The following is a 26,316-nucleotide window of genomic DNA, read 5'->3' as shown; positions in this document are numbered from 1 at the left end:
AAGCTGTTCATTGCTCGAAGTGCTCGAAGTGCTCGAAGTGCTCGAAGGGCAGGCGGGCGGCCGCTGACTCCCAGGCAGCCGTGGTGCCCCGCGGGGCGTAGTGGCGCAGGTTCTGGGTGTCGGCGATCAGCCGGCGCATGGACGGCAGGTCGCCGATCTGTCCGTCGGCGCGGGCCTGGACGAGGACGTTGCCGAGTGCCGTCGCCTCCGCGGGGCCCGCGACGACGGTCAACCCCGTGGCGTCGGCGGTGAGTTGGCACAGGAGCTCGTTGCGAGAGCCGCCGCCCACCATGTGAACGCGAGGGATGTCGCGGTCCGCGAGACGTGCGGCCGTGTGCAATGTGCGGCGATGGGCAAGGGCGAGGCTCTCCAGGATGCAGCGCACCATGGCGCCCTGACCGGCCGGGCGGCGTTGTCCGGTGCGCTCGCAGAAGGCGTCGATCCGCGCGGGCATGTCGCCCGGCGCCATGAACTCCGGGGCATCCGGGTCGACGAGGGAGACGAAGGCGGGCGCTTCGGCGGCCTGAGCGAGCAGCGTCGGCAGGCGGCTGGGCAGTCCGGCCCGCTCCCAGGCGCGGCGGCACTCCTCGACGAGCCACATGCCCATGATGTTGCGGAGGTAGCGGGTGGTGCCGTCGATGCCGCGCTCGTTGGTGAAGTTGGCCGCGCGGGAGGCCTCCGTGAGGACGGGGGCGTCGAGTTCGAGCCCGGCGAGGGACCAGGTGCCGCAGGAGATGTACGCGAAGCCGGGCTCGGTGGCGGGCACGGCGACGACCGCGGACGCGGTGTCGTGGGACGCGGCCGTGACGACCGGAGTCCGTTCGCGAAGCCCCGTATACGAGGCGACGTGCGGCAGCAGGGTGCCGGCCGGGGTGCCGGGGGAGCGCAGCGTGGGGAGCAGCCGGGCCGGGAGGCCGAGCCGGTCGGTGAGCTCCTTCGACCAGGTGCCGGTGCGTGCGTCGAGCAGGCCGGTGGTCGAGGCGTTGGTCTCCTCCGCGCCGATGGCGCCGGTCAGCCAGTACGTGAGGAGATCGGGGACGAGCAACAGGCTCTCGGCAGCGGCCAGTTGGGCGCTGTCCCGGGCCGCTTCGAGCTGGTACACGGTGTTGAAGGGCAGGTGCTGCAGACCCGTCGTCCGGTACAGATCCTGCGGGGAGACCTTTTCCCATACGCGCTCGGGGGCGCCGTCGGTGCGGCTGTCGCGGTAGTGGTGCGGCGTGCCCAGCAGCGCGCCGTCGCGGTCGAGCAGTCCGTAGTCCACGGCCCAGGTGTCCACGCCGACGGAGGCGATCTCACCGCCGCGCCCCGCTTCCCGCAGCCCGTCGAGCACCCCCTGGAACAGGGCGGGCAGGTCCCAGTGCAGCCCCGTCGGCAGCCGTACGGGTGTGTTGGGGAACCGGTGCGACTCGGTCAGGCCGAGGTCGTGCGGCCCGACCCGGCCGACGATGACGCGGCCGCTGGTGGCGCCGAGGTCCGCGGCGGCGTAGCGGGTGGTGCGGGGCATGGGGACTCCGGGGAGGTGCGGGGGAGATGTCAGGAGCGGTGGCGGGGCGCCGGATGCGGTCGGCGCCCCGCCCGGCGGCTCAGCGCAGGAACGCCGCCGCGACCCCCGCGTCCACCGGAATGTGCAGCCCGGTGGTGTGGGTGAGTTCCCCGCCGGTCAGCGCGAACACCGCGTTCGCGACGTGTTCCGGGAGCACCTCGCGCTTGAGCAGGGTGCGCTGGGCGTAGAACTCGCCGAGCTTCTCCTCCTCGATGCCGTACGTGGCAGCGCGCTGCGCGCCCCAGCCGCCCGCGAAGATGCCCGAGCCGCGCACCACGCCGTCGGGGTTGACGCCGTTGACCCGGATTCCGTGCTCGCCCAACTCCGCGGCGAGTAGGCGTACTTGGTGTGCCTGGTCGGCCTTGGTCGCCGAGTACGCGACGTTGTTGGGTCCGGCGAACACCGCGTTCTTGGACGCGATGTAGATGATGTCGCCGCCCATGGCCTGCTCGCCCATGACCCGTGCCGCCTCGCGCGAGACGAGGAAGGAGCCGCGGGCCATGATGTCGTGCTGCAGGTCCCAGTCCTTCGCCGTGGTCTGCAGGAGCGGCTTGGAGATGGAGATCCCGGCGTTGTTGACGACCAGGTCGACGCCGCCGAACGCGAGCGCCGCCGCGCGGAACGCCTCGGCGATCTGCTCCTCGGACGTGACGTCGACCGCGACGGCGACGGCCTTGTCCGGACCGCCAAGATCCTCGGCGACGGCCGCCGCACCCTCGGCGTTCAGATCGGCCACGACCACGCACGCGCCCTCGGCGACCAGTCGCTGCGCGATCGCCTTGCCGATGCCGCTGCCCGCGCCCGTCACCAGGGCGACACGGGTGGCGAGCGCCTTCGGCTTCGGCATCCGGCGCAGTTTCGCCTCCTCCAGCTCCCAGTACTCGATACGGAACTTCTCGGACTCCTCGATGGGCGCGTACGCCGAAACGGCCTCCGCGCCGCGCATCACGTTGATCGCGTTGAGGTAGAACTCGCCCGCGACCCGCGCCGTCTGCTTGTCCTTGCCGAAGCTGAACATGCCGACGCCTGGCACCAGGACGATCGCCGGGTCCGCGCCGCGCATCGCCGGGGAGTCCGGGGTGGCGTGCCGGGCGTAGTAGGCGGCGTACTCCTCGCGGTACTCCGCGTGCAGCTGCTTCAGGCGGGCCGCGACCGCCTCCAGATCGGCCGTCGGCGCCAGGTCGAGGACGAGCGGGCGCACCTTCGTCCGCAGGAAGTGGTCGGGGCACGAGGTGCCGAGCGCGGCCAGGCGCGGGTGCTCGGCGCTCGCAAGGAAGTCGAGGACCGTGCCGGAGTCGTCGAAGTGGCCGACCTGGGGCCGGTCCGTGGAGGCCAACCCGCGGATCAGCGGGGCGAGTTCGGCCGCGCGCACCCTGCGTGCGTCGGCGCCGAGCTCGTCGTACCCCTCGATGCGCGGGCCGAACGGCTCGGCCTTGCCGTGCTCGGCGAGGAAGGCCTCCGCGGTGCGGATGATGAACAGCGAGTTCGCCTCGCACTCCTCGGCGCTGTCACCCCAGGCCGTGATGCCGTGCCCGCCGAGGACGCAGCCGATGGCCGCCGGGTTGGCGGCCTTGATGGCGGCGATGTCCAGACCGAGCTGGAAGCCGGGCCGGCGCCACGGCACCCATACGACCTGTTCGCCGAAGCACTCGGCGGTGAGCTTCTCGCCGTCGGCGGCGCAGGCGAGGGCGATACCGGAGTCGGGGTGCAGATGGTCGACGTGCGCGGCGTCCACCAGGCCGTGCATGGCGGTGTCGATGGAAGGCGCGGCGCCGCCCTTTCCGTGCAGGCAGTAGTCGAACGCGGCGACCATCTCGTCCTCGCGCTCCACCCCCGGATACACGTCCTTGAGCGCGCGCAGCCGGTCGAGCCGCAGCACGGCGAGCCCGCCCTCGGTGAGCGTGCCGAGGTCACCGCCCGAGCCCTTGACCCACATCAGCTCCGTGTCGGCGCCGGTCACCGGGTCGGTCGCGGTCGCCTTGGCGGAGGTGTTGCCGCCGGCGTAGTTGGTGTTACGGGGATCGGCGCCGAGGCGGCGGGAGCGGTCGAGCAGCGCGGCGACCTGGGGGTGGGTGGCGGAGGCCATCGGATGTCCTTGGGGCTCAGGGGTGTACGGGAAGGGGCGAGGGGGCGTGCCAGGCGTCGCGGGCCCGCGTAGATCCGCCGGAGGGCTCAGGCGCCCCAGCCGGCCTGCTCGCCCCCGACGCGCTCGGCGACGATGTGCTCCTGCCAGCCGCTGGCGCGGTAGGCAGCCATGGGGTCGGGGTGCAGGCCGCGCTCCTCGCGCAGTTCGCGCAGGAGGGGACGTACATCGGTGTTGTAGGCGTCCATCAGGACCGAGTTGGCGGTCAGGACGTCGCCCTCGCGCTGTGCGGCGGTCAGTGCGTCACGGTCGACGAGGAGCGCCTTGGCGGTGGCCTCCTGCACGTTCATCACCGAGCGGATCACCGCGGGGATCTTGGCCTCGATGTTGTGGCACTGGTCGAGCATGAAGGCGACGTTCATGGCGGGCTCGAAGCCGCCGTTCTTGTCGACCTCGTGCAGGATCCGGAAGAGCTGGAACGGGTCCGCGGCGCCGACCATCAGGTCGTCGTCGGCGAAGAACCGCGAGTTGAAGTCGAAGCCGCCGAGCCGTCCCTCGCGGAGCAGCAGCGCCACGATGAACTCGATGTTGGTGCCGGGCGCGTGGTGCCCGGTGTCCACCACGACCTGGGCGCGCTCGCCGAGCTTGAGGCACTGCAGGTAGGAGGTGCCCCAGTCGGGCACGTCCGTCGCGTAGAAGGCGGGCTCGAAGAACTTGTACTCCAGGAGCATCCGCTGGTCGTCACCGAGCCGCGCGTACACGGTCGCGAGCGACTCGGCGAGGCGGTCCTGGCGGGCCACGATGTCGTCCTGGCCCGGGTAGTTGGTGCCGTCCGCGAACCACAGCTTCAGGTCCTTCGAGCCGGTCGCGTCCATGACGTCGACGCACTCGAGGAGGTGCTCGACGGCCTTGCGGCGCACCTTCGGATCGGGATGGGTGACCGAGCCGAGCTTGTAGTCGTCGTCCTGGAAGGTGTTGGAGTTGATCGCTCCGAGCTCCAGGCCGCGGTCCTTCGCATACGTCGCCAGGGCCGCGTAGTCGTCGACCGCGTCCCAGGGGATGTGCAGCGCCACCTTGGGTGCGATGCCGGTGAACTCGTGCACCTTGGCCGCGTCGTCCAGCTTCTCGCGCGGGGTGCGGGGCACTCCGGCCTGGGCGAAGACCTTGAACCGGGTACCGGAGTTCCCGTAGCCCCAGGACGGCGTCTCTATCCGCTGGTTGGCGAGTGCGGCCTTCACGGCGGCGATGTCAGGCATGGTCACCTCGGGATGGGCGGGGAACAGACAATGAAACGAATAATGAAACGATTCAGCCGCCACGGAAGCTAGCCCCTGCCTCTGGTGCCGTCAAGGGGGCAGGAAACCGCGAACCGCGTTACTGAATCGTGTTGTTGATCTGGGTGATCCCACGGAACCCGGGCTCTTCCTGCACTGTTCAGGGACATGGAGCCCATGATCGCCGTCTCCAGCGGCACGAGGTGCGGGCTTCGGGGTGCGCCGAGCTCTTGACCGCCGTCGCCGGCCCCCGTTAGCTTCCGGGCAACTTCAATGAAACATTTCACGTCGGCCGATCCGGGGCGCAGCGGCCGACGTCCCCGGAAGTCTTCTGGCCCGGCCCTTGGCAACCCCGGCACACAACGGAGAACCTCATGACGCAACCCGAACCGGATGCCGTTCCGGTGCTCGCACTGGAGGGGGTGAGCAAGTCCTTCGGCGCCGTACGCGCCCTGCGCGGCGTCTCGTTGAAGCTGTACGCCGGTGAGGCGCACGCCCTCGCGGGTGAGAACGGCGCCGGCAAGTCGACCCTGATCAAGGCCCTCGCCGGGGTGCACCGACCCGACAGCGGCACCGTCGTCCTCGACGGGAAGCCGGTCGAATTCCACGGTCCCGCCGACGCCCGCGACGCCGGTGTCGCCGTCATCTACCAGGAGCCCACGCTCTTCCCCGACCTGACCGTCGCGGAGAACATCTTCGTGGGCCGCCAGCCCGCACGCTCACTGCGCCGCGTCGACCACCGTGCGATCAAGCAGGCCGCCGCCGAACTCTTCGCCCGCCTCGGCGTCGACCTCGACCCGGAGCAGCCCGCCCGCGGCCTCTCGATCGCCGACCAGCAGCTCGTCGAGATCGCCAAGGCGCTTTCCTTCGACGCCCGCGTCCTGATCATGGACGAGCCGACCGCCGCGCTCACCGGCAGCGAAGTGGCCCGCCTCTTCGGAGTCGTGCGGGCGCTGCGCGAACAGGGCGCCGCGGTGCTGTTCATCTCGCACCGCCTCGAGGAGATCTTCGAGCTGTGCCAGCGCGTCACCACCCTGCGTGACGGCGCCTGGATCGCGAGCGAGCCGCTCGACGGCCTCACCGAGGACGATCTCGTACGCCGGATGGTCGGCCGTGACCTCGACTCCCTCTACCCCAAGCAGGACACGGAAGTCGGCGAAGTCGCCCTCGCCGTGCGCCGGCTGACCCGCGAAGGTGTCTTCACCGACGTCACCTTCGACGTACGCCGCGGCGAGATCGTGGGTCTCGCGGGCCTCGTCGGAGCCGGCCGCAGCGAGGTCGCGCGCGCCGTGTTCGGCGTGGACCGCTTCGACGGCGGCGAGGTCGAGGTGCTCGGCAAGAAGCTCAAGCCGGGCGCCCCCAGCCTCGCGATGGCCGCGGGCCTCGCCCTCGTACCCGAGGACCGCCGCGCCCAAGGCCTCGTGATGGACATGTCCATCGAGCGCAATATCGGCCTGACCGGCTTCGCCGACACCACCCGCGCCGGTCTGATGGACCGCAGGGCCGAACGCAGCCGGGCCGTCGACTGGGCCGTGAAGCTCCAGGTCAAGTACGCCCGCCTCGCCGATGTCGTCGGCACCCTGTCCGGCGGCAATCAGCAGAAGGTCGTCCTCGCCAAGTGGCTCGCCACGGCGCCCCAGGTGCTCATCGTGGACGAGCCGACCCGCGGCATCGACGTCGGCACCAAGGCCGAAGTGCACCGGCTGCTGTCCGCGCTCGCTGCCGAGGGCGTCGCCGTCCTCATGATCTCCTCCGACCTGCCGGAGATCCTCGGCATGGCCGACCGCGTCCTCGTGATGCACGAAGGACGCCTGAGCGCCGAGATCTCCCGGGCCGACGCCACCGAAGAGACCGTCATGGCCGCGGCGACGGGCCGCGCCGCTCGAGGGAGTGACGCGGCATGACGACCACCGTGGAACCGGTCCGCAGCTCACCCGCCCCGCAGGCCACCGCGTCCCGCAAGTTCATGGACAAGGTGTTCAAGGCACGCGAACTCGCCGTCGTGGCCGTGCTCGTCGTGATGCTCGGCGCCACCCAGATATCCAACGGCGAGTTCCTCTCCGAACAGGGCATCAAGGACCTGCTGCTCAACGCGACCATCCTGGTCCTCGTCGCCGTCGGCCAGGCCGTCGTCGTCATCACCCGCAACGTCGACCTGTCGGTCGGCTCGGTGCTCGGCATCTCGGCCTTCGCCGCCGGCATCTACCTCCAGGACGGCGGCAGTCCGCTCATCGCCGTACTCCTGGCCGTCGGACTCGGCGCGCTCTTCGGCGTCCTCAACGGCGCGCTCGTCAGCCTCGGCAAAGTACCCGCCCTCGTCGTCACCCTCGGCACGCTCTACATCATCCGCGGCATCGACTCCATCTGGGTTGGCTCCCGGCAGATCACCGCCGACGCCCTGCCCCAGTCCTTCGTCGACTTCGGCCACGACGGCATCTGGGCCGTGCCCTACCTCGCCCTGCTCGCCCTCGTCGTCCTGTTCGCGGCCGGCTACTACCTGCGCAACTACCGCAGCGGACGCGACATGTACGCCCTCGGCTCCAGCCCCGAGGCCGCCACCCTCGCCGGCGTACCGGTCCGCAAGCGGATCATGACCGCCTACGTGCTGTGCGGCGCCCTGGCCGGACTGGCCGGCGCGCTGTACCTGGCGCGCTTCGGAAACGTCGACTCCGCCACCGGCAACGGCTACGAACTCACCGTCGTCAGCGCCGTCGTGGTCGGCGGCGTCGCCTTCACCGGCGGCTCCGGCAGCGTCTGGGGCGCAGCGCTCGGCGCCGTCCTGCTCACCTCGATCAACAGCGTGCTCCCGGCGATCGGCGTCAGCTCGGTCTGGGTCACCGCGATCAACGGATTCCTGCTGCTCCTCGCCATCGCAGCCGACCGGATCCTCGCCCTGCGGGTCGCCGCAGTCCTTCGCAAGAAGGCCGCACAGATGAGGAGTGCCCGCCACCATGACTGACACCCCCCTGAAGGCCGCCCCGCGGTCCTTCTTCGGCACGGCGATCCGCTGGGACACCGCCGTCGGCGCCCTGCTCATGGTGCTGCTGCTCTGCTCGTTCTCGTTCGTCGACAACTTCGGCAACGCGCTGAACGTCTCGTTCCTGATCGGCAACACCCTGCCCATCGCCCTGATCGCGCTGCCGATGACGATGCTCGTCATCTCCGGCGAGGTCGACCTGTCCGTGGGCTCCACGGCCGGCCTGTCCGGCGCGGTGATGGGCGCCCTGTGGAACCAGGGCATGACCATCGAGACGATCATCCCGCTGTGCCTCGTGCTCGGCGTCGTCTGCGGCCTGGTCAACGGACTGCTCGTGACCCGCCTCGGACTGCCCTCGCTCGCCGTCACCATCGGCACGATGGCCGCCTACCGGGGCATCGCGCAGATCGTCCTCGGCTCCGACTCGGTCACCGACTTCCCCTCCCAGTACCTGGACTTCGGCGCGGGCCGGATCGGCGACACCTTCATCCCGTACGCCTTCCTGCCCTTCCTCGTCCTGTTGGCCATCGCGGTCGTGGTCCTGCATGCCACGCCCGTCGGCCGCTCGCTGTTCGCCATCGGCGCGAGCGAGGATGCCGCCCGGTTCGCCGGTGTGCGGGTCAAGCGGCTCAAGCTGTCGATGTTCGTCATGACCGGCGCGCTGTCCGCACTGACCGGCGTCTTCTGGGCCCTGCACTACGCCAGCGCCCGCTACGACAACGCCACCGGACTCGAACTGTCCGTCATCGCGGCGGTGCTGCTAGGCGGCATCGACTTCGACGGCGGCAAGGGCACCCTCGGCGGCGCGATCGCCGGTGTGTTCCTGCTCGGCACCCTGCAGAACGTGATGAGCCTGCTCAACGTCTCCGCCCAGTCCCAGATCGTCGTCACCGGCGTGCTGCTCGTCGTCTCCGTACTCGCCCCGCGTGTGGGCCGGCAGATTGCTGATGCGCGGGCCCGCGGCAAAACGGCGGCCGGACCACCGCCGGCCGGACCACCGTCGGCCACCTCCGAAGCGGCCGGACCACCTGCCGCCGCCTCCACCTAACGCCAAGCACCACGCCGGCACACAGCCCCGCGAACGTCACGTCACGCCACGTCCCGTAACTCACCACACTGACGAAAAGGCAGGACCCCCATGTCCCGGACCGCCACCGCCAGAAGCCGCCGCCTCACCGCCGCACTCGCCGTCACCGCGGCGCTCACCCTCGGTGCCACCGCCTGCGGAGGCACCACCAAGGACGACGCCAACAAGGAGGACGCCAAGTCCGCCGCCGCGGGCAAGGCCGACCCGAACGCCGCCATCAAGAAGGGCCTCACGGTCGCCTTCCTGCCCAAGCAGGTCAACAACCCGTACTTCACCACCTCCGACAACGGCGGCAAGGCGGCACTCGAGGAGCTCGGCTCCACGTACAAGGAGGTCGGCACCAGCAGCGGCACCGACACCTCGGGCCAGGTCTCGTACGTCAACACGCTCACCCAGCAGCAGGTCGACGGCATCGCCGTGTCCGCGCAGGACCCGGGCGCCCTGTGCACCGCGCTGAAGCAGGCCATGAAGAACGGCGTCAGCGTCGTCACCTACGACTCCGACACCAAGGCCGACTGCCGCCAGGTGTTCGTCTCCCAGGCCAGCGCCGAGGACCTCGGCCGCACCCAGGTCCAGGAGATGGCGAAGCAGATCGGCGGCAAGGGCGAGATCGCGATCCTCTCGGCGGCCCAGACGGCCACCAACCAGAACACCTGGATCGACTTCATGAAGGACGAGCTGAAGAAGCCCGAGTACAAGGACATCAAGCTCGTCAAGACCGCGTACGGCGACGACGACGCGCAGAAGTCCTTCCAGCAGACCCAGGGCCTGCTCCAGGAGCACCCGAAGCTGAAGGGGATCATCTCCCCGACCACCGTCGGCATCAAGGCCGCGGCCCAGTACCTGTCGGGCTCGAAGTACAAGGGCAAGGTCAAGCTCACCGGCCTCGGCACGCCGAACGACATGCGTGCGTACGTCAAGAACGGCACCGTCGAGGCCTTCGAGCTGTGGGACCCGGCGAAGCTGGGCGCGCTCGCCGCGCACACCGCGGTGGCCCTCGAGTCGGGGCAGATCACCGGCAAGGAGGGCGAGACGTACAAGGCCGGCGACCTCGGCGAGTTCACCATCGAGAAGGACGGCGTCGTCACCCTCGGCAAGCCGACCGTCTTCGACAAGTCGAACATCGACGACTTCAAGTTCTGAGCCGCACCGGTGCGGGGGCCGTCTCCAGGGGTGGCCCCCGCACCTCTTGTGCAGGACACCGAGTGGAGGACACCGACCCATGCAGCGCGTCTGCTTCCTGCTCCAGGTCAAGGCCGACCGTATCGACGAATACCGGGCCCGCCATCAGCACGTATGGCAGGAGATGCGCGACGCCCTGACGGCGAGCGGCTGGCACAACTACTCGCTCTTCCTGCGCGAGGACGGCCTCCTGGTCGGCTACGTGGAGACCGAGGACTTCGAGGCGGCCCGCGCGGCGATGGACGCCACCGACGTCAATGCGCGCTGGCAGGCCGAGATGGGGGACTTCTTCACGGACCTGGACGGACAGGCGCCGGATGCGGCGATGCGTCCCCTCACCGAGGTCTTCCATCTGACATGAGCGCACCTGGCATGAGCGCACCTGGCATGAGCGCACCTGGCATGAGCGCACCTGGCATGGACACACCTGGTCTGAGCACCGGGCACAGCTTCTTTGGCAGGATGAAGTCCTGCCGGACCCCTTTCGCGCGACGTCGGATCATGCGATGACGGGGACGGCACGTGAGAGACAACGGGGAGACGGCATGGCGGGCATCCGGCCGAAAGTCGGCATCAAGTACGTCGCGCAGGAGGCCGGCGTCTCCATCGGCACGGTCTCCAACGTGCTCAACCAGCCCGACCGCGTCTCCGAGGAGACCCGGCGCCACGTCGAGAAGGTCATCTCCCGCCTCGGATACGTCCGCAGCGAGTCCGCCCGGCAGCTGCGCGCGGGCCGCAGCCGGATGATCTCGCTGCTCGTCCTCGACATGGGCAACCCGTTCTTCGTCGACATCGCACGCGGCGCCGAGCGCTCCGCGCGCGAGGCGGGCATGGGCGTCATGGTCTGCAACAGCGGCCAGGACGCGCACGAGGAGGGCGAGTACCTCAACCTCTTCGCCCAGCAGCGGGTGCGCGGCGCGCTCATCACACCCGCCGACCCCAGCGGACGCACCCTGCGCGAGTTCCGCCGCCACGGCATCCCCTTCGTCCTGGTGGACCGGGTGGCCGGCGCCGAGGACGGCTGCTCGGTCGCCGTCGACGACGTGGCGGGCGGCGCGCTCGCTGCCCGCCACCTGGCGTCCGCCGGCCACCGGGCCATCGCCTTCGTCAGCGGCCCCGGCCACCTCAAGCAGGTACAGGACCGCCGGACCGGAGTGCAGCGGGCGCTGGCCGAGCTGGACCTGCCCCCCGAGACCCTGCAGGAACTGCCCACCGAACGCCTCGACGTCGCCGCCGGCCGCGACGCGGGCGCCCGACTGCTCGGTCTCGCCCAACGCCCGACCGCCGTCTTCTGCGCGAACGACCTGCTCGCCCTCGGCGTCCTGCAGTCCCTGTACGCGGCCGGGGTCAAGGTCCCCGACGACATGGCCATCGTCGGCTACGACGACATCGAGTTCGCGGCGGCGGCCACCGTCCCTCTCACGTCGGTACGCCAGCCGGCCGTCACGATGGGCGCGATGGCCACCGAACTGCTCCTGCAGGAGACCGGCGACCTGGCGGACGAGCACGAGCACCAACATGTGGTGCTGCAGCCGGAGTTGGTGGTGCGGCAGTCGAGCGCGGGTTGGAACTGACGTCCTGCGCACAGCGGTGACTGTGATCTGACCGGTGGGGCGTGGACCTCCGCGTACGCCGGTATCTGCTTCAAGTGAACGAAGCCAGGCGTGAACACCGTGATCGCCTGGTGCCGGATCCGGATCATCAACTGTCAGTGGTGCCGCTGAGAATGAACGGCATGAGCCACACGATTCCCGTACGCCTGCCGTCCGCACTTATTGAGCATCATGCGATCGATCTGGAGCGCAGGTACACCGACGGCTGGGGAATGCGAGTCGACGACGTGGCCACGGCCCCGAGCGGCGACCTGTACGTCCTGGCGTACGTGTACCGGAGCACGGGCAGCTGGGGTGATGATGCTGCCGACATTGACCCCGACGCCACCAAGGCGAACTTCGGCTACACGGTGCTCACCAAGTACGCGCCGGACGGCACCGTGTCGGCGACCGCCGTTTCCGGACAGGACCGGCACCTGCGCCAGGACACCACATACGGCGGCCCGAAGCCCGGCCTGGGAGACGACCTGTGGTGGGCCAAGGGTCTGTGCTTGCTGCCGGACGGCACACTCGCGGCCACCGGCCCGGACGACCACACCCACCTGATCACCGCCGACCTCGCCACGGTCACCGCCCGGCACACCATGCCCCGGCGACGACACGACGACGGGCCGAAGAACCCGTTCGCCAGCTGGATCAGCGCCACCCCCGGCGGCCGTCTGCTGTGCACGACCGGCGAGTACGGCGTGTACAACTACGGCAATCTCCTCACCAACATCGTCTCCCTCACCGACCAGCCGCTCACCGCCGACTCGAAGCCGACCCTGCGGGCGCTGGTGTCCATGGAAGCCGAGCCGGAGAAGCACACCGAGGCGGACCTGCGCCCCGACCTGCTGTGGCGCGGTGAGCCGGTCGGCATGGCCCACCGGCCGCGGCCGTCGCTGTCCGAGCACCTCACCCAGCTCGAGCCGACCGCGGGCTCGTTCGCCTGGAGCGACTCGCGGCTGGGCCGGCCCGCGGTCCTGCGCGAGGACCTGTTCGTCGTCCCCGTCTTCGGGCACATCTACCGCGGCGGCAGCCGCGGGCAGCGCTTCGCATTCGTCCTCGTCGATGACCAGGGCCAGATCGTCGGTCAGCTCGGCGGCATGCACCTGCACCGCGACAGCCCTTTCACCGGGCACATCTTCGAGATCGCCGCCGACCCTGTGCGAGGGCGGGTGTACCACCTCAATCGCTACGGCCTGTTCGTCTGGACCGCCGACGGCGTCCGCGTCCAGCGCCTGGACCTCCAGGACAAGCGCTACAAGCTCCTCAAGCACTTCACCCTGCGCGACTGCACCCCCGACGGAGAGCTCATCCTCGTCCACCACACGCAGCACCTGATGCTCCGCATCCCCTGCCCCAGCACGCCCGGCGGCCTCGGCCCGCGGGTCGAAGACGCCCTGCGCGCCTACGCCAGGGAGCGCACCGCGCTGAAGAAGCAACTGCAGCCGGTGAATTGGCACTGGATCGACCACACCACGCCCGTGCACCGCCTGTAGGACAAGCGCAGCAGGGGAACGAGTCGCGGTGTCCGGACTCCCGGCCCGTCGCCAAGCTGCCCACCAGGAACGGTAGTCGGTGCCATGAGTACGGGTACTCATGGCACCCGCGTGCGGCAGCGAGAAGGATGACAGGCATGCGGCTATGGGTGGACATCGGCATCGCCTGCGCGCTGCTACCCGCCGACGCCGTCTTCGTCGGGTGGCTGCTTCTGCGTACCGCGTTTCAGGGGTACGACTTCGGATCGAGCGGTCCCTCTACGTACAGGGCGGCGCGCCAGGGAGCTCTCCTCACCGGGGCCTCGCTAGCTGCTGGGCTGGCCTTGTTCTCGGCTTTTCAGCTGTGGATCGCCGGCGCCGTCCACACGGTCATCGTGCTCACGGGAGCACTGTGGTTGTCTGCTGTGGCTCGCGCGAATCCGGAGCGGCACTCAAGGCGTGCAGGGCGCAGGAACCCGTCGGCGCACGGCGCCACCTCAGGCCCGCGGGAGCGGACGGTCCATTTGACGCGACCGGCTCCGCCGCCTCCTCCCGGAGTGGCTGAGCGCGGCACATGGCTGGTTGCCGAGCTGGCGACGACGACAGAGATTTGCCTTGATGCCGGCACCGTTCAGGTCTTCGCATACGACGCAGATGACGGAGACCCTGGTCGCCCATCGATGGGCCATGACCTGACTGAGTACCTCGGCGCCTGCGACGCCCCGGAGACCGGCAGGTCCGACAACGGCGATGTGGCCGTCATCGTCGCCGTTCTGCCAAGAGCGCGGAGCAACGACAGCGCCCCGTACGCCCCCATAGCTGACGCGACGCTCTACGCATCGCGAGGCCGTCTGGCAGTGAGGGGCTCCTGGAACGGGGTCCCGGACCGGACCAACTTCGAGTTGCCGCCCGGTTGGGCTCGCATCCGCATGTCCCGCACGACATTCGAGAGACCAGGCGGCGCACCCATGGATGGTGACGTGAGCAATCAGGTGGTGGCGGTGCTCCGTATCGAGGTCTGGCCCGTGCCGGAGCCGGGGGCCGGACGCATCTATGCCGGCACTTCGCGCCTGTAGATCGTCGCCGGCGCCGCGCCCATCTACCGCGGCCAGCCTGGTTACCGCTCCGGCCTGGACCGCGACGGAGACGGCATCGCCTGCGACCGGTAGGCCACTGGGACGTCACACCCTCAAGCCCGTTCTGCAGGTTCGGCAAGCTGGTGCGCTCCTGCGGCAACTGCTCGACCCAGTACAAGCGCACGATCATCATCAACGACGTGGACATCACCGCGCCCGGCAAGTCGATCGTCGGCATCAACACCAACACCAACTACGGCGACACGGCCGCGCTGCGGAACATCCGTATCCACGGAGACAGCAGCAAGAAGATCGAGACGTGTGTGCGCTTCACCGGGAACAACTCCGGTGACGAGCCGGTGAAGACGGGCGTCGGCCCGGACGGCACCCACTGCCGCTTCACGGCCGCGGACCTCGGCTACGAGTAGCCGCCGCGCATGGACCAGAGCCCTGCCGGCGGAATCAGGCGGGGCTCTGTGCGCCGTCGTGGCAGCCTCACCGGTGCGGCGGAACGAACTCGGGCTGGTCGAGCACACGCAGCCAGCTCCCGTCGGGCTGGCGCCGCACCACCTGCGCCCGGGCGCCCGTCCCGTCCTTCGGCGGGGTCGACGTGAGAGCGAGGTCGCCGCTGACGAGTGTCGGAAGCGGCTGCTCCGGCTCGAACCGGGGCCGGTTGGCGAGGACCTTCTCCCACAGGATCCGGATCGCCTCCCGTCCCACCGTCATCTCGCCCGGCGGGTAGGCCAGCACCGCGTCCTCCTCGTACAGGGCGGCGACCCCGGCCGCGTCCCCCGCGTTGGACCGCTCGACGAACAGGCGGGTGATGTCCTCGGGCCGCATGGCCTTCTCGTACTCCGGCATGGTTCCTCCGTAGGAGACGTCCGTCATCGGACGGTCCGGGAGAGGCCGTCCGGTACCACCAAGTGTTCGCCCCGGCCGATCAGAAATCCAACAGATGCTTCTTCTGCAAACTAGAATCAACGGTTATGGAGCTGAGGCAGCTTGACTACTTCGTCGCGGTGGCCGAGGAGCGGAACTTCACGCGAGCCGCGGAACGGGTGCACATCAGCCAGTCCGGCATCAGCGCCCAGATCCGCCAGCTCGAACGCGACCTCGGCGCCGAGCTGTTCGACCGCTCGGGCCGCACCGTCACGCTGACGGTCGCGGGCAAGGCCGCCCTCGAACACGCCCGCGCCGCCATCGCCGCCGGCCGGGCGGTTGCGCAAGCAGTGGACGAGGTGTCCGATCTGGTCCGTGGACATCTCACCGTCGGGATGGTCGTGGGCTGCACCGTGACACCGCTGTTCGATGCCCTCGCCGCCTTCCACGCGGCGCACCCGCGCGTGGAGATCTCCGTCCTCGAGGACAGCTCCGACCGGCTCACCGAGGGAGTACGGACCGGGGCCATCGACGTGGCGCTGATCGGTGCCGCAGCCACCACGCCCGACGGCCTCGACGCCCTGACCCTCATCGACGAACGGATCGTCGCGGTCATCCCCGCCGAACATGCCCTCGCGCAGCGCAGCCACGTCACCCTGCGCGACATCACCAGCCACCCGATCATCTGCATGCCGGAAGGAACCGGCCTGCGCGCGGTCTTCGACCAGGCCTGCGCGGAACAGGACCTCCACCCCACGATCGCGCTTCAGGCCGGCGCCGCAGACGCCGTCGCGGCCCTCGCCGCCCGAGGCCTCGGCATCGGCATCCTCAGCAACTCGATGGCCGCCGCATACGGCGACCTGCTGACCGCCCGCACCATCGAGGACGCCGATACACCAGCACTTCTGGCCCTGATCTGGAAGGGCGCTCACAATCCTCCCGTACGGGAACTGCTGGTCCATTGCCGGCGGGCTTTCCGGATGGCCGGCCCGATTACCGACCGGTGACCTCGTGGCGCTCCGGCGCGAGTCGAAGTCCACGAGGGCCAGGACGTCGTGAGCGCTTGATCGACGCATGTGGGCCCGGCCGCACACCGCCCATGCGCTGCGACAACAGCCCGGGGCTGCTCACGCGGCGACAGGCGCCGCCAGCAGGTCGCCGACCGAGTCGAGGACCGTGTCGGCTGACGCCGCCAGATGCGCGGGTGCGCGGAATTCGCCCGCGGAACCCACGAGTTCGGTGATCGCGGGAACCGACAGCGTGCAAGGCGCCGGGCGCAGGCCGACGCGGGTGAGGACCGGGTGGAGCATGGCGAGGGCAGGCGCGCCGCCGGAGGTGCCCGCGCTGTAGCTGACCAGGCCGACCGGCTTGCCCTGCCACTCCGCGTACAGGAAATCGACCGCGTTCTTGAGCGGAGCGGTGAAGCCGCCGTTGTACATCGGCAGGACAAAGAGGAAGGCATCGGCCGCCGAGACGGTCGAGCTCCAGTCCTTGGTGTGCTGATGGACGTACCCGCCGTCGGCGGGCAGGCCCGGCTCGTCGAAGAAGGGCAGGGCCAGTTCGCCGAGGTCGACGAGTGTGGTCTCGAACTTCGCGTGGCCGGTGGCCCGTTCGGCGAGCCACTGCGCCAGGGGGCGGCCTGCGGAGGTGGGGCGGGTGCTCGCGGAGATGACGAGCAGGCGGGCGGTCATGGTGAGGGCTCCTTCATGGGCTGTCGCAACGTCAGGCGTCGCAGGGCGAGTTGAGTCAGCGGTCCGATGGCGGCGGCGAACAGCACGGTGCCGACACCGACCGTGCCGCCGAGCAGCCACCCGACCGCCAGCACGGTCAGCTCGATCGCGGTGCGTGCTCTGCGGATGGAGATGCCGCGGGCCGCGAGGCCGGTCATCAGGCCGTCCCGCGGTCCGGGGCCGAGACCGGCTCCGACGTAGAGCCCGGTCGCGAGGGCGTTGAGTGAAATGCCGACCGTCAGGAAGGCCAGACGCAGGAAGAGGGGGCCGGGCGCGGGCAGCACGCTCAAAGTGGCGTCCGCGATCAGGCCGACGGTCAGGACATTGGCGAGGGTGCCGACGCCGGGGCGTACCGCGAGGGGAATCCAGGCGAGCAGCACCAGCACGCCGACACCGTTGACCACCCAGCCGAACGGCAGGCCCGTGCTGTGCGCAAGGCCCTGGTGCAGTACGTCCCAGGAGGGGACGCCGAGTCCGGCCGTGACCATGAGCGCGATGCTCACGCCGAACAAGGTGAGCCCGGAGCCCAATCGCAGTCCTGCGATCACCGAACCCCCTCCAAGTGATTGACATGTCACTCACTCCGTCGCGTCCGACGGTAGGTCGACATGGATGACGTGTCAATCAAATGTGAGTACGGTGAGGGCGTGACGAAGCAGGATCCCCACTGGCTCACCGACCGCGAGCAGCGCGCCTGGCAGGCGTACCGCAGGATGTTTCTCCTGCTCAACGCGCAGATCTCACGCGACCTCCAGCAGGACAGCGGCCTGTCGGACCCCGACTACGACGTCCTGTCCAACCTCGCGGCGGCCCCCGACCACCGACGCCGTATCAGCGAACTCGCCGACCGGATGCTCTGGTCCCGCAGCAGGCTCTCGCACCACCTGGCCCGCATGCAGCAACGAGGCCTGGTCACACGCGATAGCTGCGCCACCGACGGCCGCGGCGCCGTGGTCGTACTCACCGCCGAGGGCCGGCAAACCCTCGACACGGCCGCTCCCGCCCATGTGGACTCAGTGCACCGGCACTTCATCGACCTGCTCACGCCCGAGCAGCTCGACGCCCTCGCGGAGATTGGCGAGACGGTCGTGGCTCGGCTGGCCGACGAGAGCTAGGTCATCGGGGCCGTCATCGATGCGGCGGCAGGCATGCGGTGGGAGCAGTGAGCGGCCTGTGGAACTGGGGCGCTAACACCCTCCGTGACGCCCTTGCAGCGGCCACCCGGGAATGCCTACTGGAAACGGCCATCGCGGGGAGTCCTCAATGAGCTGGCGGCGTACTACCAGGACAAACAGAAGGCCATGGTGAACACTCTGGACACCCGCTCGGCTGACCCTATCCGTAGCGTCTGGGAGGGCCCGGACCCGGACTTCGCCGGTCACCAGGCCTGCGCGGGACGAAGGCATCAACAAGACCGTGCTCAGGCAGAAAGGCCCTGGCGACTTCGAATGCTGGCAAATAGGGGCACCGCATGCGTCAGCCGCGAGAGCTACCCCCGCCAGCCTGGGCACCACGCTCTACGCTCAGACCTTCGAGCGAGCACTGGGGCGACTGCAGTGATCAGGTCACATGACTGACCGCGACGGGCGGAGCGCGCCGTGGGCCCGAGCCCTCGGCGTGCTCCTCGCGCCCATAATTCTCCTCATCCTTGTTCTCGCCGCCTTGTTCCTCTACGGGCAGCGGCAAGAGGACAACCGGGAGAAGGCAGCCCGGGAGGAAACTGTCTCGCTCGCCCGACGGTTCGCAGACGACATGGCCGCGCGCACGACCGACTTCCCACGCGACCAACGCGCTGCGTACCAGCTGGCGATCCCGTACCGCGGCACCGTCTTCGGATACCAACGCCAAGGAACAACGGCGGGCATGACGGTGAAGTTCTCCGCGAGCTACGAACTCGCCGGTCCGCACTTTGGAGGTAGTACCGGGCAAGCGGATGTCTGCTACGTCCTTGTGTTCCACAACACGGGCTCACCCGGCGCGCGGGCAGTGACTCGGCAGCCCGCCGATAAGGCATGCTCCACAGTGTCACCCCTGTGATCGTCGGGAAAGTGGACGACAAGGACCACACGTAACAGCCGAGAAGCGGCTGAAGCGGGTCTACGCCCGGCCTCGGCCGAGCGGCACACTGAACTGATAGCGGCCGTGCACAGGTAGAGCGCCGGCGACGCCATGCGTTGTCCTGTCCCGGTGTGGACTGCGTCGTTGCCGGTGGGCCTCCCGGCGGTCAGCCGGCGAGGATCTGCTCCACTCCCTCGCAGTAGCTCGTGACGGGGAATTCGGGGAAGCGGGCGGCGAACATCGAGCTGTCGAAGATGTTGTCGCCGCGGTAGCGGACGAGGAGTTCGTACATCTCGTCGAGCGGCTTGACGAAGCGGCGGCCGAGGCGGAAAGCGGCCATCGGCAGCACCGTGTAGCCGATGGTGCGGCCGGTGACTTCGCCGGCGAGGTCGATGAGCCGGGCGTAGGAGTGCCGGTCCGGGTCGACCGGCAGGTGCCATGTCTGGCCGTAGGCGTCCGGCGTGTTGCCGAGCAGGGCGAGAGCGCGGCTCGCGTCGGGGGTCCAGATCAGGGAACGCTTGGCGTGGGCGTCGATGGGGACGAGCGGCCGCTTGCCGGCCTTGATCCGGTCGAACACCAGCGAGTTCGTGTAGCTCTTGGTGCGGCCGGGACCGTAGAACTCCGGTGCCCGGCCGATCACGGCTTCGACGCGGCCGGTCCGCATGGCATCGAGCAGCATGGTGGTGATCTGTGCGCGGACGCGTCCCTTGCGTCCGCCGGGTGCGAAGGGTGTCGCCTCGGTCTGGGGCGTCGGCGTTCCGGGATACATGTAGGTGTTGTCGAAGAAGACGAGCTTCGTGCCGTGTGCTGCGCAGGCGTCGATGACGTTGCGCACGATGACGGGGAACTGCCGCTCCCACAGCTCCGAGTCCAGGGGCAGGCCGACGGTGAGGTAGGCGATGTCGCTGCCCGCGACGGCGCGGCTGGTGGCGTCGGCGTCGGTGAGGTCTGCGGCCACGAGCTCGTCGGTGTCGTTCACTCTCGACGGGGTGCGGCTGACGAGGCGGATGTCCTTGGTGTAGTTGCGGTGGAGCTCGTTCACGAGCTCGTCGGCGATCGGTCCGCCGGCGCCGAGAACGGTCTGCATGGGTGCTCCTCGAGGTGGATGGTGCGGGTGGCGCGACAGCACGGCAGCGCGGGGCGTCGTGTCACGCGATGCGGCGGCCGCCGTGGCCTGGTCGATGAGGGCGGGTAAAGGCCGCGCCGGCTCGTTCCCACGCGCTCAGGCCAGCGGGCGTACTCTATGTTTACGGTGCTAACAACCGTAGGAGCGTGAAGTAAGCAATGTCAACATCGGGGAAGAGCGGCTACCATCACGGCGATCTGCGGGCGGCGCTGCTGTCGGCCGCGATGGAGATGCTGGAGGGCGGCGAGCCCTTCTCGCTGCGCGCCGTCGCGCGTCGGGCCGGCGTATCGCCGACCGCGCCGTATCGCCACTTCAAGGACCGCGACGCGCTGGAATCCGCGCTCGCCGTCGAAGGTTTCCGGGACCTGCTGGCCGATCTTGGCGGTGCGAACGACCTGCCCGCCTCGCTCCCGGACCTGGCCGAGTTCGCCGTCACCTACGTCGCCTTCGCGCTCCGGCGCCCGGCTCTGTTCCGCGTGATGTTCGGCAAGCCCTGCGACGACGCCGACGACGAGCGGGTCAAGGCCGCCGACGCCCTGCACGAGCTGCTGGCCGACGCGCTCGATCGCGTCGTCCCCGGCGCGGACGCCTCGGCCCTGGCCTCGGCCGGCTGGGGGCTCGCCCATGGGCTGGCCTGCCTGTACCTCGACGGGAAGCTGCAGGCCGCGTCGGACAAGGAGGTCGCCAACCGGGTACGCGGCGCCTTCCTCGCCATCACATCGGTCGGCCCCTGACACCCGTCGGCCGCCCGCCGCCCCGCCATTGCGGCCCGCACGAAAAGAGAGATCAGCCATGACCAAGCGCATCCTGAACGTCGTCACGAACGTCGCCCACTACGACGACCCGTCCCACCCCACCGGCCTGTGGCTCTCCGAGCTCACGCACGCCTGGCACGTTTTCGAGCAACACGGCTACGAGCAGACACTCGTCAGCCCGGCCGGCGGCGCCGTACCTCTGGAGCCGCGTGCGCTGAAGTTCCCGAACCACGACAAGACCGCCAATGCATGGCGCGCCGACCCCGCGAAGATGGCCCTGCTCGAGAACACGGCGAGCCCGGACCGGATCGATGCATCGGACTACGACGCGATCTACTTCACCGGCGGTCACGCCGTGATGTACGACTTCCCCGACAGCGAGGGCCTGCAGCGCCTCACCCGTGAGATCCACGAGCGCGGCGGCATCGTCTCCTCGGTCTGCCACGGCTACTGCGGCCTGCTCAACACCCGGCTCTCCGACGGCACCTATCTCATCGCCGGCCGCAAGATGACGGGATTCGCCTGGACAGAGGAGGTCCTCGCCCGCGTCGACAAGCTGGTCCCGTACAACGCCGAGGAGACGGCCAAGCAGCGCGGCGCGCTCTACGAGAAGGCGACACTGCCGTTCGTGTCCTACGTCGTGGCCGACGGCAACCTCGTCACCGGCCAGAACCCGGGCTCGGCCAAAGCCACGGCGAAGAAGGTCGTCGAAGCCCTCGAGGGCGACGCGTCGTGAGGGGACGTTCAGAGGCCGCCTTGACCTGAACTTTGGTCGAGGCCCTACGTCATGCAGGCGCCCTGGTGGGGGAGCTCCATGAGCATGTCGGCGAGGGGCTGTGAGGACTCACCCGTGATGCTGTGCAGGAGCCCTCCCCCCGAGGGTGTCGAGGTCGTGGAGGGGGACTTGGCGCGGCCGATGTCACTTAAGTCCGCTCTCCAGGGTGTGCGCTCGATGTTTCTCGGGTTGTGCTCGGTGCGACGAGGGGCTTGGGTGCTGCCGAGCTTCAGATGTGAGCCCGGATCTGCTTCGCCGGATGGCCCAGTCGTTCCTCCAGCGCCGCCAGTTCGTCCTTGCTGAACCAGAGGCGTTCGGGGTTCCAGATGCCGATCTCGAAGCTGGCGAAACCACAGGGCCAGTCGTATTCGAGAGCGTCCAGAGTGGTTGATCCTCCACAGCACGGAACCTCGATCGCAAGCGTGGTGAAGCCGACATCGCAATGAGCCTCAAGGAGGTCGCCCCACCACTCCGTGTCGATGGACGCCTGACACAGGGGGCAGCCGATCCTCGCCAGGTTGCCCCCGCAGTCGACGGCGGTCACCACGTCGTACCACGTCACGTCGATCTCAACGTCCACATCATCGGCAGCCCCAGGAGCCAGGTCCTCCACGAGCGCGATGACGCGATCAACCGCATCGCGATCCGGCTGCCACCACGGATCACTCGGAATGATCGACAGGACGTCATCACTCACGGCTTCCCCACCTCGTCAGGCCACTGCCACGTCGGGACGTGATGCTATCGATCACGCGTTCTGATACTGCACCGCCACGGACCCGACGCGGGGCCTGTCTTGAGTTCCGTGTACGCCCGGTATGACCGGATGGCATCGGGGTGACTGGTGCCGGGAAGGATCATGATGGGCGACAAGAACGAGCCCGGCAAGCGTTCGAACGTCGTACGTACGGGCGCTGAGTTGACGCAGCGGCAGATGCAGGACCAGGAGATCGCCAGGGAGTTGGTCGAGCGGGCCCGCAGTGAGGGTGTGAGTCTGGTCGGGCAGGACAGTCTGTTCAAGGGGCTGTTGAAGAGGGTGTTGGAGGGTGCTCTTGAGGCGGAGATGTCGGAGCATCTCGGCTATGAGAAGGGTGATCCGGCTGTCCGTGGGACGGTGAACGCACGCAACGGGACCGGTTCGAAACGCCTCCGCACCGACATCGGCGAGATCGAGATCGCCGTGCCTCGGGATCGTGAGGGGACGTTCGAGCCGCAGATCGTGGCCAAGCATCAGCGCCGCCTGGAGGGCTTCGACTAGGCCGTGCTCTCGCTCTGTGTGAAGGGTCTGACCACGGGTGAGATCCAGCAGCATCTCGCGGAGATCTACGACATGGACGTCTCAGGGGGCGGAACGCGGCGTTCGACCCGACCCTGCACTACCACGAGTTATTGCTCATCTGCGTTACGTTACCAACGCCAAGACGTTGGAACGCCCTGATCAGGCACACCCGACCACAGGTCCCGCCCAATGCGTCGCCTCACCCGCACTCCGTCACCGTCAACCTCAACAGTTCCTCAACTCGCTTATGCAGCAACGGAGTTCACGCATAAGTTCACGTGCGCACCATCGATATGGCACCCCAGCACCAGGAGGACATGCGTGAAGCGCCTTGTCAGTACCACCATCTCCGCCGCCCTGATCGGCGCCGGTCTCGTGGCCGGGGCGGCGGCCCCCGCCTCGGCGAGGCCGAACTGCGACGACACGACGCAGTACTCGATCGGTAACAAGAAGACCGTCTGGCGTACCACTCAGGTGCACAGCGACTGGGCGAGGCCCGGTGTGACCATTTCGTACGCCAAGAACAAGACCGGTTCCGTGACCGCGACGGGGACTGCGACCCTCGGCGCCGAGGCCGGCGTCGTCTTCTCCAAGGCGTCCGCCTCCTTCAGCGTCTCTGTCGGCAAGACCTGGTCCAAGTCGGACACCTGGACCTACTCTGCCAAGGTCAAGAACAAGGCGGGCAAGTCCCGTGGCCGGTTGATGATGTACCACCAGGCCAAGGGCTTCAGCGTGACCAAGTGGCGGTGGGTGCCCGCGGCCACTTCCTGCAAGAAGAAGGTCTACTGGAAGAAGAGCAACATCGTGGCTCCGGTGAAGAAGAACAGCAACCTGTGGGGCATCCAGTACAGGTAGCCCTCGCCGGTGCAGTGCGGACCGTCATGAACGGAGGGTGACGGTCCGCCTTCCCTGCCCCGCAAGTCGCCGAAGACGCCCTGGAACCGCTCGGCCACAGGGCGCCTTTGGTGCACGCGGTGAACGGCCAGACCCCTCGTACCGGGGTCCTTGAGGACCATCGGGGCAGTGACCGGCAGCTCCACGGGGCGAACGCGCCACCTGGGGATGGGTGACCCGCTACGCGGACTGATGCACCCGGCTGGACACGGTGGAATCCGGCCCGGTCATCGGGCCTGACTCGCTGATGCCGAAGCGTGCGTGCAGTCGACGCAGCGGCCCGGGGGCCCACCACATCGCATTGCCGCCAAGCCTCATTGCCGCGGGCAGGAGCGCGCCACGCACGATCGTCGCGTCCATCAGGACGGCGAGCGGAAGGCCGACACCGTACGCCTTGACGAAGGTGATGTCCGAGACCAGGAAGGCCAGGAAGACGATCGAGATCAGTACGGCGGCCGCGGTGACCATCCGCCCGATGCGCTCAAGTCCCATGGCCACCGCAGCCGTTTCGGACCGGGCGTGTTCGTATTCCTCCCGGATCCGGGCGAGCATGAAGACCTGATAGTCCATCGCCAGTCCGAACGACAGGGCGAACAGCATCACCGGAACGATGGAGGTGATGGTCCCGGTCACGGTGAAGTCGCCGAACAGGAAGGCGAGATGGCCCTCCTGGAAGATCCAGACGAGCGCGCCGAACGTGGCCGTCAGGCTCAGCCCGCTCAGCACCAGGGCGAGCAGCGGTAGCAGCACGCTGCCGGTGAGCAGAAACAGCAGCACGACCATGGCAACGGCCACGGCTGCCAGGGCGTAGGGGAGCCGGCCGCTGAGGGACGCGGTGGTGTCCTCGTTGACCGCCGCCATACCGCCCACCAGCGTCGGGAAGGGGGCGTCGACCGCGCGGATCTCACCGACGAGGTCGGTGGCGGCCTGAGCGGACCCGCTCGACGGGACGACCGAGAAGTACGTGCCGTCGCCGAGGTCGAAGCGTTTGTGCTGCTCGGTGGCGGGCGCCAGCAGCTTGCCGTCCGCGTAACTGCCGCTTGTGGTGTCGATGCGGCCGGCGTGCGGCAGCCGGGAGAGCTCGGCTGCGTAACGCTCCACGCTGACACCGGACCTGGGGGTCTTCTCCGCAACCACCTGCAGGGCGTTCGCCTCGGCGGAGCCGAAGCCTTCACGGACCGCGGTGGCGACCTGCCGGGACTGTGAGCTCTCGGGCATGCTGCGCTCGTCGGGCATGCCCAGCTTGATACCGAGGGCCGGAGCCCCGAGGACCAGCAGGACAAGCATCGCCAGGGTGGCGATGGGAACCGGACGGCGCATCACGAAGACGGCGAGCCGGTGCCAGAAACCCGTCTCGGCGTTGTCGGCCGATGGTTGCGGGCGACGCCTTCCGAGGAGGCGGCCCTTCTCGATACGGGGGCCGAGCACCACGAACAGGGCGGGCAGTACGGTCAGCGCGGCAACGGCAGAGAGCAGCGCGGTGATGATGCCGCCGTAAGCGAGCGACCGTACAGCCTGCAGCGGGAAGAAGATCAGTCCGGCGAGGACCACGGCCACGGTGACGGCGGAGAACGTGACGGTGCGTCCAGCGGTCGCCATGGTCCTGCGCAGGGCGTGTTCCTTCGAGACCGAACCGAGCTCTTCGCGGTACCGGTTGACCATGAGGAGGCAGTAGTCGATGGCCAGCCCAAGGCCCAGGAGCGTGACCACGCTCATGGCGAAGACGGACAGGTCGGTCACGCCCGCGAGGAGCCACATGAGTCCCATGCCGACGAGCATCGAGAAGAACGCCACGATCAGCGGAAGCAGCGCCGACACGATGCTCCCGAAGATCATCACCAGGACCACCAGGGTGACGGGGAAGGCGATCATCTCCCCCTTGGTGGCGTCCTTTTGACTCAGCGCCGCCGATTCCTTCTGGAACAACGCGTAGCCGCCGGCGGTGACCTCCAGACCCTCCTGCTTTCCCTCGTACCGCGGCAGCAGTTCCTCGAGACGCTGACCCGCAGACGTCTCGTCACCCACGATGGTCGCGACGACCAGTGCCTGCTGCCTGTTCGTACTGCGCAGTTGGGGCGACTTTCCCGAGGCCCAGTAGGAGGAGACGTTCCGCAGCGCTGGTTCTTCGGCCAGGCGCCGGGTCAACAGTGAACCTGCTCGAGTCGCCTCGGCCGAGTCGACCCCCTGGCGGGCGGTGACACGCAGCGTCAGATTCGGCGCTCCCTGCCCCGCCTCTTCGAGCACCTGGGCCGCCTGTCCGGATTCGGCTCCGGTGTCCGAAAGCCCGCCTGTGATGAGCCGGTCGAACAGTGTCGCGCTCAACCCGCCGCCGACCACGGCGAGCAGCGCGACGGCCACGAGCAACGCCTTGCTGCGATACCAGATCAAATCTGCCAGCCTTGCCAACATGCCTGGCCCTCTCCTTTGCCTTGCCCTGCCCGCGCATCCGGTGCAGGTCGTGCAGAAGAGAGCCGCGGTGTGCTCCGTGTGTGACATGAGAGGCCGAGGTGAGATGTGGATCACAT

Annotated in this window: 25 protein-coding genes and 1 pseudogene; 17 read left to right on the top strand and 9 right to left on the bottom strand. The window is 68.9% G+C overall.

The genetic code is table 11. The features are described 5' to 3' along the window. Positions 1 to 7 precede the first annotated feature (7 nt). The 3 genes from ACIBI4_RS04710 to rhaI form a co-directional block, all read right to left on the bottom strand. On the bottom strand, positions 8 to 1,504 hold the full coding sequence (locus ACIBI4_RS04710) for a rhamnulokinase family protein (protein ID WP_399202137.1): 1,497 nt from the start codon (positions 1,502 to 1,504) through the stop codon (positions 8 to 10). Positions 1,505 to 1,583: 79 nt separating this feature from the next. Then, positions 1,584 to 3,629: a bifunctional aldolase/short-chain dehydrogenase gene (locus ACIBI4_RS04705; RefSeq protein WP_399202136.1), complete on the bottom strand. Its 2,046-nt coding sequence runs from the start codon at positions 3,627 to 3,629 to the stop codon at positions 1,584 to 1,586. A gap of 86 nt (positions 3,630 to 3,715) precedes the next feature. Next, entirely contained in the window at positions 3,716 to 4,882 is a 1,167-nt protein-coding gene (gene rhaI / locus ACIBI4_RS04700) for an L-rhamnose isomerase (protein WP_399202135.1), read from the bottom strand. A gap of 392 nt (positions 4,883 to 5,274) precedes the next feature. On the opposite strand from rhaI, the gene ACIBI4_RS04695 reads away from it, so the two are divergent. From ACIBI4_RS04695 to ACIBI4_RS04650, 10 genes and pseudogenes are all read left to right on the top strand, one after another. Next, positions 5,275 to 6,804 carry a sugar ABC transporter ATP-binding protein gene (locus ACIBI4_RS04695; protein ID WP_399202134.1) on the top strand — a complete coding sequence of 510 codons (1,530 nt, stop codon included), beginning with the start codon at positions 5,275 to 5,277 and terminating at the stop codon, positions 6,802 to 6,804. Then, entirely contained in the window at positions 6,801 to 7,859 is a 1,059-nt protein-coding gene (locus tag ACIBI4_RS04690) for an ABC transporter permease (RefSeq protein ID WP_399202132.1), read from the top strand. Before ACIBI4_RS04695 ends, ACIBI4_RS04690 begins: the two co-directional genes overlap by 4 nt. Further along, entirely contained in the window at positions 7,852 to 8,925 is a 1,074-nt protein-coding gene (locus ACIBI4_RS04685) for an ABC transporter permease (RefSeq protein WP_399202131.1), read from the top strand. The genes ACIBI4_RS04690 and ACIBI4_RS04685 overlap by 8 nt, the downstream gene beginning before the upstream one ends. A 90-nt stretch (positions 8,926 to 9,015) precedes the next feature. Then, complete coding sequence (gene rhaS / locus ACIBI4_RS04680) at positions 9,016 to 10,107, top strand: rhamnose ABC transporter substrate-binding protein (protein ID WP_399202130.1); 1,092 nt, start codon at positions 9,016 to 9,018, stop codon at positions 10,105 to 10,107. 79 nt (positions 10,108 to 10,186) lie between these two features. Then, positions 10,187 to 10,507: an L-rhamnose mutarotase gene (locus tag ACIBI4_RS04675; protein WP_399202129.1), complete on the top strand. Its 321-nt coding sequence runs from the start codon at positions 10,187 to 10,189 to the stop codon at positions 10,505 to 10,507. Between the two features lie 184 nt (positions 10,508 to 10,691). Continuing rightward, positions 10,692 to 11,720 carry a LacI family DNA-binding transcriptional regulator gene (locus ACIBI4_RS04670; protein ID WP_399202127.1) on the top strand — a complete coding sequence of 343 codons (1,029 nt, stop codon included), beginning with the start codon at positions 10,692 to 10,694 and terminating at the stop codon, positions 11,718 to 11,720. Between the two features lie 161 nt (positions 11,721 to 11,881). Then, positions 11,882 to 13,240 (top strand): hypothetical protein, encoded by a 1,359-nt coding sequence (locus ACIBI4_RS04665; RefSeq protein WP_399202126.1) that lies wholly within the window; start codon positions 11,882 to 11,884, stop codon positions 13,238 to 13,240. A gap of 137 nt (positions 13,241 to 13,377) precedes the next feature. Continuing rightward, on the top strand, positions 13,378 to 14,295 hold the full coding sequence (locus ACIBI4_RS04660) for a hypothetical protein (protein WP_399202124.1): 918 nt from the start codon (positions 13,378 to 13,380) through the stop codon (positions 14,293 to 14,295). Further along, positions 14,296 to 14,388 (top strand): excalibur calcium-binding domain-containing protein, encoded by a 93-nt coding sequence (locus ACIBI4_RS04655; protein WP_399202645.1) that lies wholly within the window; start codon positions 14,296 to 14,298, stop codon positions 14,386 to 14,388. Positions 14,389 to 14,426: 38 nt separating this feature from the next. Beyond that, positions 14,427 to 14,723, top strand: a pseudogene (locus ACIBI4_RS04650) (pectate lyase); the annotation flags it as partial. Positions 14,724 to 14,790: 67 nt separating this feature from the next. Here ACIBI4_RS04650 and ACIBI4_RS04645 read toward each other — a convergent pair. Then, entirely contained in the window at positions 14,791 to 15,156 is a 366-nt protein-coding gene (locus tag ACIBI4_RS04645; protein WP_399202122.1) for a YybH family protein, read from the bottom strand. A 125-nt stretch (positions 15,157 to 15,281) separates the two neighbouring features. Here ACIBI4_RS04645 and ACIBI4_RS04640 point away from each other — a divergent pair, with 125 nt between their 5' ends. After that, positions 15,282 to 16,181 carry a LysR family transcriptional regulator gene (locus ACIBI4_RS04640; RefSeq protein ID WP_399202121.1) on the top strand — a complete coding sequence of 300 codons (900 nt, stop codon included), beginning with the start codon at positions 15,282 to 15,284 and terminating at the stop codon, positions 16,179 to 16,181. Positions 16,182 to 16,301: 120 nt separating this feature from the next. Here the strand turns inward: ACIBI4_RS04640 and ACIBI4_RS04635 are convergent, their stop codons facing one another. Both ACIBI4_RS04635 and ACIBI4_RS04630 read right to left on the bottom strand, forming a co-directional pair. Next, positions 16,302 to 16,865 (bottom strand): NADPH-dependent FMN reductase, encoded by a 564-nt coding sequence (locus ACIBI4_RS04635; protein ID WP_399202120.1) that lies wholly within the window; start codon positions 16,863 to 16,865, stop codon positions 16,302 to 16,304. Continuing rightward, positions 16,862 to 17,407, bottom strand: a complete 546-nt coding sequence (locus tag ACIBI4_RS04630) for a YitT family protein (protein ID WP_399202119.1) — start codon at positions 17,405 to 17,407, stop codon at positions 16,862 to 16,864. The genes ACIBI4_RS04635 and ACIBI4_RS04630 overlap by 4 nt, the downstream gene beginning before the upstream one ends. Positions 17,408 to 17,551: 144 nt before the next feature. Between ACIBI4_RS04630 and ACIBI4_RS04625 the strand changes: the two genes are divergently transcribed. Continuing rightward, positions 17,552 to 18,019 carry a MarR family winged helix-turn-helix transcriptional regulator gene (locus ACIBI4_RS04625; RefSeq protein WP_399202118.1) on the top strand — a complete coding sequence of 156 codons (468 nt, stop codon included), beginning with the start codon at positions 17,552 to 17,554 and terminating at the stop codon, positions 18,017 to 18,019. Positions 18,020 to 18,473: 454 nt separating this feature from the next. Next, positions 18,474 to 18,941, top strand: coding sequence for a hypothetical protein (locus ACIBI4_RS04620; protein WP_399202117.1), 468 nt, complete (start codon positions 18,474 to 18,476; stop codon positions 18,939 to 18,941). A gap of 187 nt (positions 18,942 to 19,128) precedes the next feature. On the opposite strand, the gene ACIBI4_RS04615 is transcribed toward ACIBI4_RS04620, so the two are convergent. After that, a complete protein-coding gene (locus tag ACIBI4_RS04615; protein ID WP_399202116.1) occupies positions 19,129 to 20,049 on the bottom strand; it encodes an NAD-dependent epimerase/dehydratase family protein in 921 nt (306 codons plus the stop codon). A gap of 197 nt (positions 20,050 to 20,246) precedes the next feature. On the opposite strand from ACIBI4_RS04615, the gene ACIBI4_RS04610 reads away from it, so the two are divergent. Together ACIBI4_RS04610 and ACIBI4_RS04605 are read left to right on the top strand one after the other, a co-directional pair. Next, entirely contained in the window at positions 20,247 to 20,822 is a 576-nt protein-coding gene (locus ACIBI4_RS04610; RefSeq protein ID WP_399202115.1) for a TetR/AcrR family transcriptional regulator, read from the top strand. A gap of 58 nt (positions 20,823 to 20,880) precedes the next feature. Beyond that, positions 20,881 to 21,579: a type 1 glutamine amidotransferase domain-containing protein gene (locus tag ACIBI4_RS04605; protein ID WP_399202114.1), complete on the top strand. Its 699-nt coding sequence runs from the start codon at positions 20,881 to 20,883 to the stop codon at positions 21,577 to 21,579. 268 nt (positions 21,580 to 21,847) lie between these two features. Here ACIBI4_RS04605 and ACIBI4_RS04600 read toward each other — a convergent pair whose 3' ends face one another. Further along, positions 21,848 to 22,315: a hypothetical protein gene (locus ACIBI4_RS04600; protein WP_399202113.1), complete on the bottom strand. Its 468-nt coding sequence runs from the start codon at positions 22,313 to 22,315 to the stop codon at positions 21,848 to 21,850. A 162-nt stretch (positions 22,316 to 22,477) separates the two neighbouring features. On the opposite strand from ACIBI4_RS04600, the gene ACIBI4_RS04595 reads away from it, so the two are divergent. Further along, positions 22,478 to 22,876 (top strand): transposase, encoded by a 399-nt coding sequence (locus ACIBI4_RS04595; RefSeq protein ID WP_399202112.1) that lies wholly within the window; start codon positions 22,478 to 22,480, stop codon positions 22,874 to 22,876. A 342-nt stretch (positions 22,877 to 23,218) separates the two neighbouring features. Further along, positions 23,219 to 23,752 (top strand): hypothetical protein, encoded by a 534-nt coding sequence (locus ACIBI4_RS04590; RefSeq protein WP_399202111.1) that lies wholly within the window; start codon positions 23,219 to 23,221, stop codon positions 23,750 to 23,752. Between the two features lie 219 nt (positions 23,753 to 23,971). Here the strand turns inward: ACIBI4_RS04590 and ACIBI4_RS04585 are convergent, their stop codons facing one another. Beyond that, positions 23,972 to 26,200, bottom strand: coding sequence for an MMPL family transporter (locus tag ACIBI4_RS04585; RefSeq protein ID WP_399202110.1), 2,229 nt, complete (start codon positions 26,198 to 26,200; stop codon positions 23,972 to 23,974). Positions 26,201 to 26,316 lie beyond the last annotated feature (116 nt).

The organism is Streptomyces sp. NPDC050418 (assembly GCF_044458745.1).
Classification (GTDB): Bacteria; Actinomycetota; Actinomycetes; order Streptomycetales; family Streptomycetaceae; genus Streptomyces.
Note: the sequence above shows the minus strand (reverse complement) of the source record. Positions and strands in the feature narration are given on the sequence as shown.

Coding starts and splice junctions, on each gene's coding strand:
- ACIBI4_RS04610 (WP_399202115.1), top strand. CDS start 20,247: ATGTCAACATCGGGGAAGAGCGGCTACCATCACGGCGATCTGCGGGCG.
- ACIBI4_RS04660 (WP_399202124.1), top strand. CDS start 13,378: ATGCGGCTATGGGTGGACATCGGCATCGCCTGCGCGCTGCTACCCGCC.
- ACIBI4_RS04605 (WP_399202114.1), top strand. CDS start 20,881: ATGACCAAGCGCATCCTGAACGTCGTCACGAACGTCGCCCACTACGAC.
- ACIBI4_RS04705 (WP_399202136.1), bottom strand. CDS start 3,629: ATGGCCTCCGCCACCCACCCCCAGGTCGCCGCGCTGCTCGACCGCTCC.
- ACIBI4_RS04615 (WP_399202116.1), bottom strand. CDS start 20,049: ATGCAGACCGTTCTCGGCGCCGGCGGACCGATCGCCGACGAGCTCGTG.
- ACIBI4_RS04675 (WP_399202129.1), top strand. CDS start 10,187: ATGCAGCGCGTCTGCTTCCTGCTCCAGGTCAAGGCCGACCGTATCGAC.
- ACIBI4_RS04685 (WP_399202131.1), top strand. CDS start 7,852: ATGACTGACACCCCCCTGAAGGCCGCCCCGCGGTCCTTCTTCGGCACG.
- rhaI (WP_399202135.1), bottom strand. CDS start 4,882: ATGCCTGACATCGCCGCCGTGAAGGCCGCACTCGCCAACCAGCGGATA.
- ACIBI4_RS04690 (WP_399202132.1), top strand. CDS start 6,801: ATGACGACCACCGTGGAACCGGTCCGCAGCTCACCCGCCCCGCAGGCC.
- rhaS (WP_399202130.1), top strand. CDS start 9,016: ATGTCCCGGACCGCCACCGCCAGAAGCCGCCGCCTCACCGCCGCACTC.
- ACIBI4_RS04640 (WP_399202121.1), top strand. CDS start 15,282: ATGGAGCTGAGGCAGCTTGACTACTTCGTCGCGGTGGCCGAGGAGCGG.
- ACIBI4_RS04620 (WP_399202117.1), top strand. CDS start 18,474: ATGACTGACCGCGACGGGCGGAGCGCGCCGTGGGCCCGAGCCCTCGGC.
- ACIBI4_RS04635 (WP_399202120.1), bottom strand. CDS start 16,865: ATGACCGCCCGCCTGCTCGTCATCTCCGCGAGCACCCGCCCCACCTCC.
- ACIBI4_RS04695 (WP_399202134.1), top strand. CDS start 5,275: ATGACGCAACCCGAACCGGATGCCGTTCCGGTGCTCGCACTGGAGGGG.
- ACIBI4_RS04665 (WP_399202126.1), top strand. CDS start 11,882: ATGAGCCACACGATTCCCGTACGCCTGCCGTCCGCACTTATTGAGCAT.
- ACIBI4_RS04670 (WP_399202127.1), top strand. CDS start 10,692: ATGGCGGGCATCCGGCCGAAAGTCGGCATCAAGTACGTCGCGCAGGAG.
- ACIBI4_RS04710 (WP_399202137.1), bottom strand. CDS start 1,504: ATGCCCCGCACCACCCGCTACGCCGCCGCGGACCTCGGCGCCACCAGC.
- ACIBI4_RS04645 (WP_399202122.1), bottom strand. CDS start 15,156: ATGCCGGAGTACGAGAAGGCCATGCGGCCCGAGGACATCACCCGCCTG.
- ACIBI4_RS04595 (WP_399202112.1), top strand. CDS start 22,478: ATGATGGGCGACAAGAACGAGCCCGGCAAGCGTTCGAACGTCGTACGT.
- ACIBI4_RS04585 (WP_399202110.1), bottom strand. CDS start 26,200: ATGTTGGCAAGGCTGGCAGATTTGATCTGGTATCGCAGCAAGGCGTTG.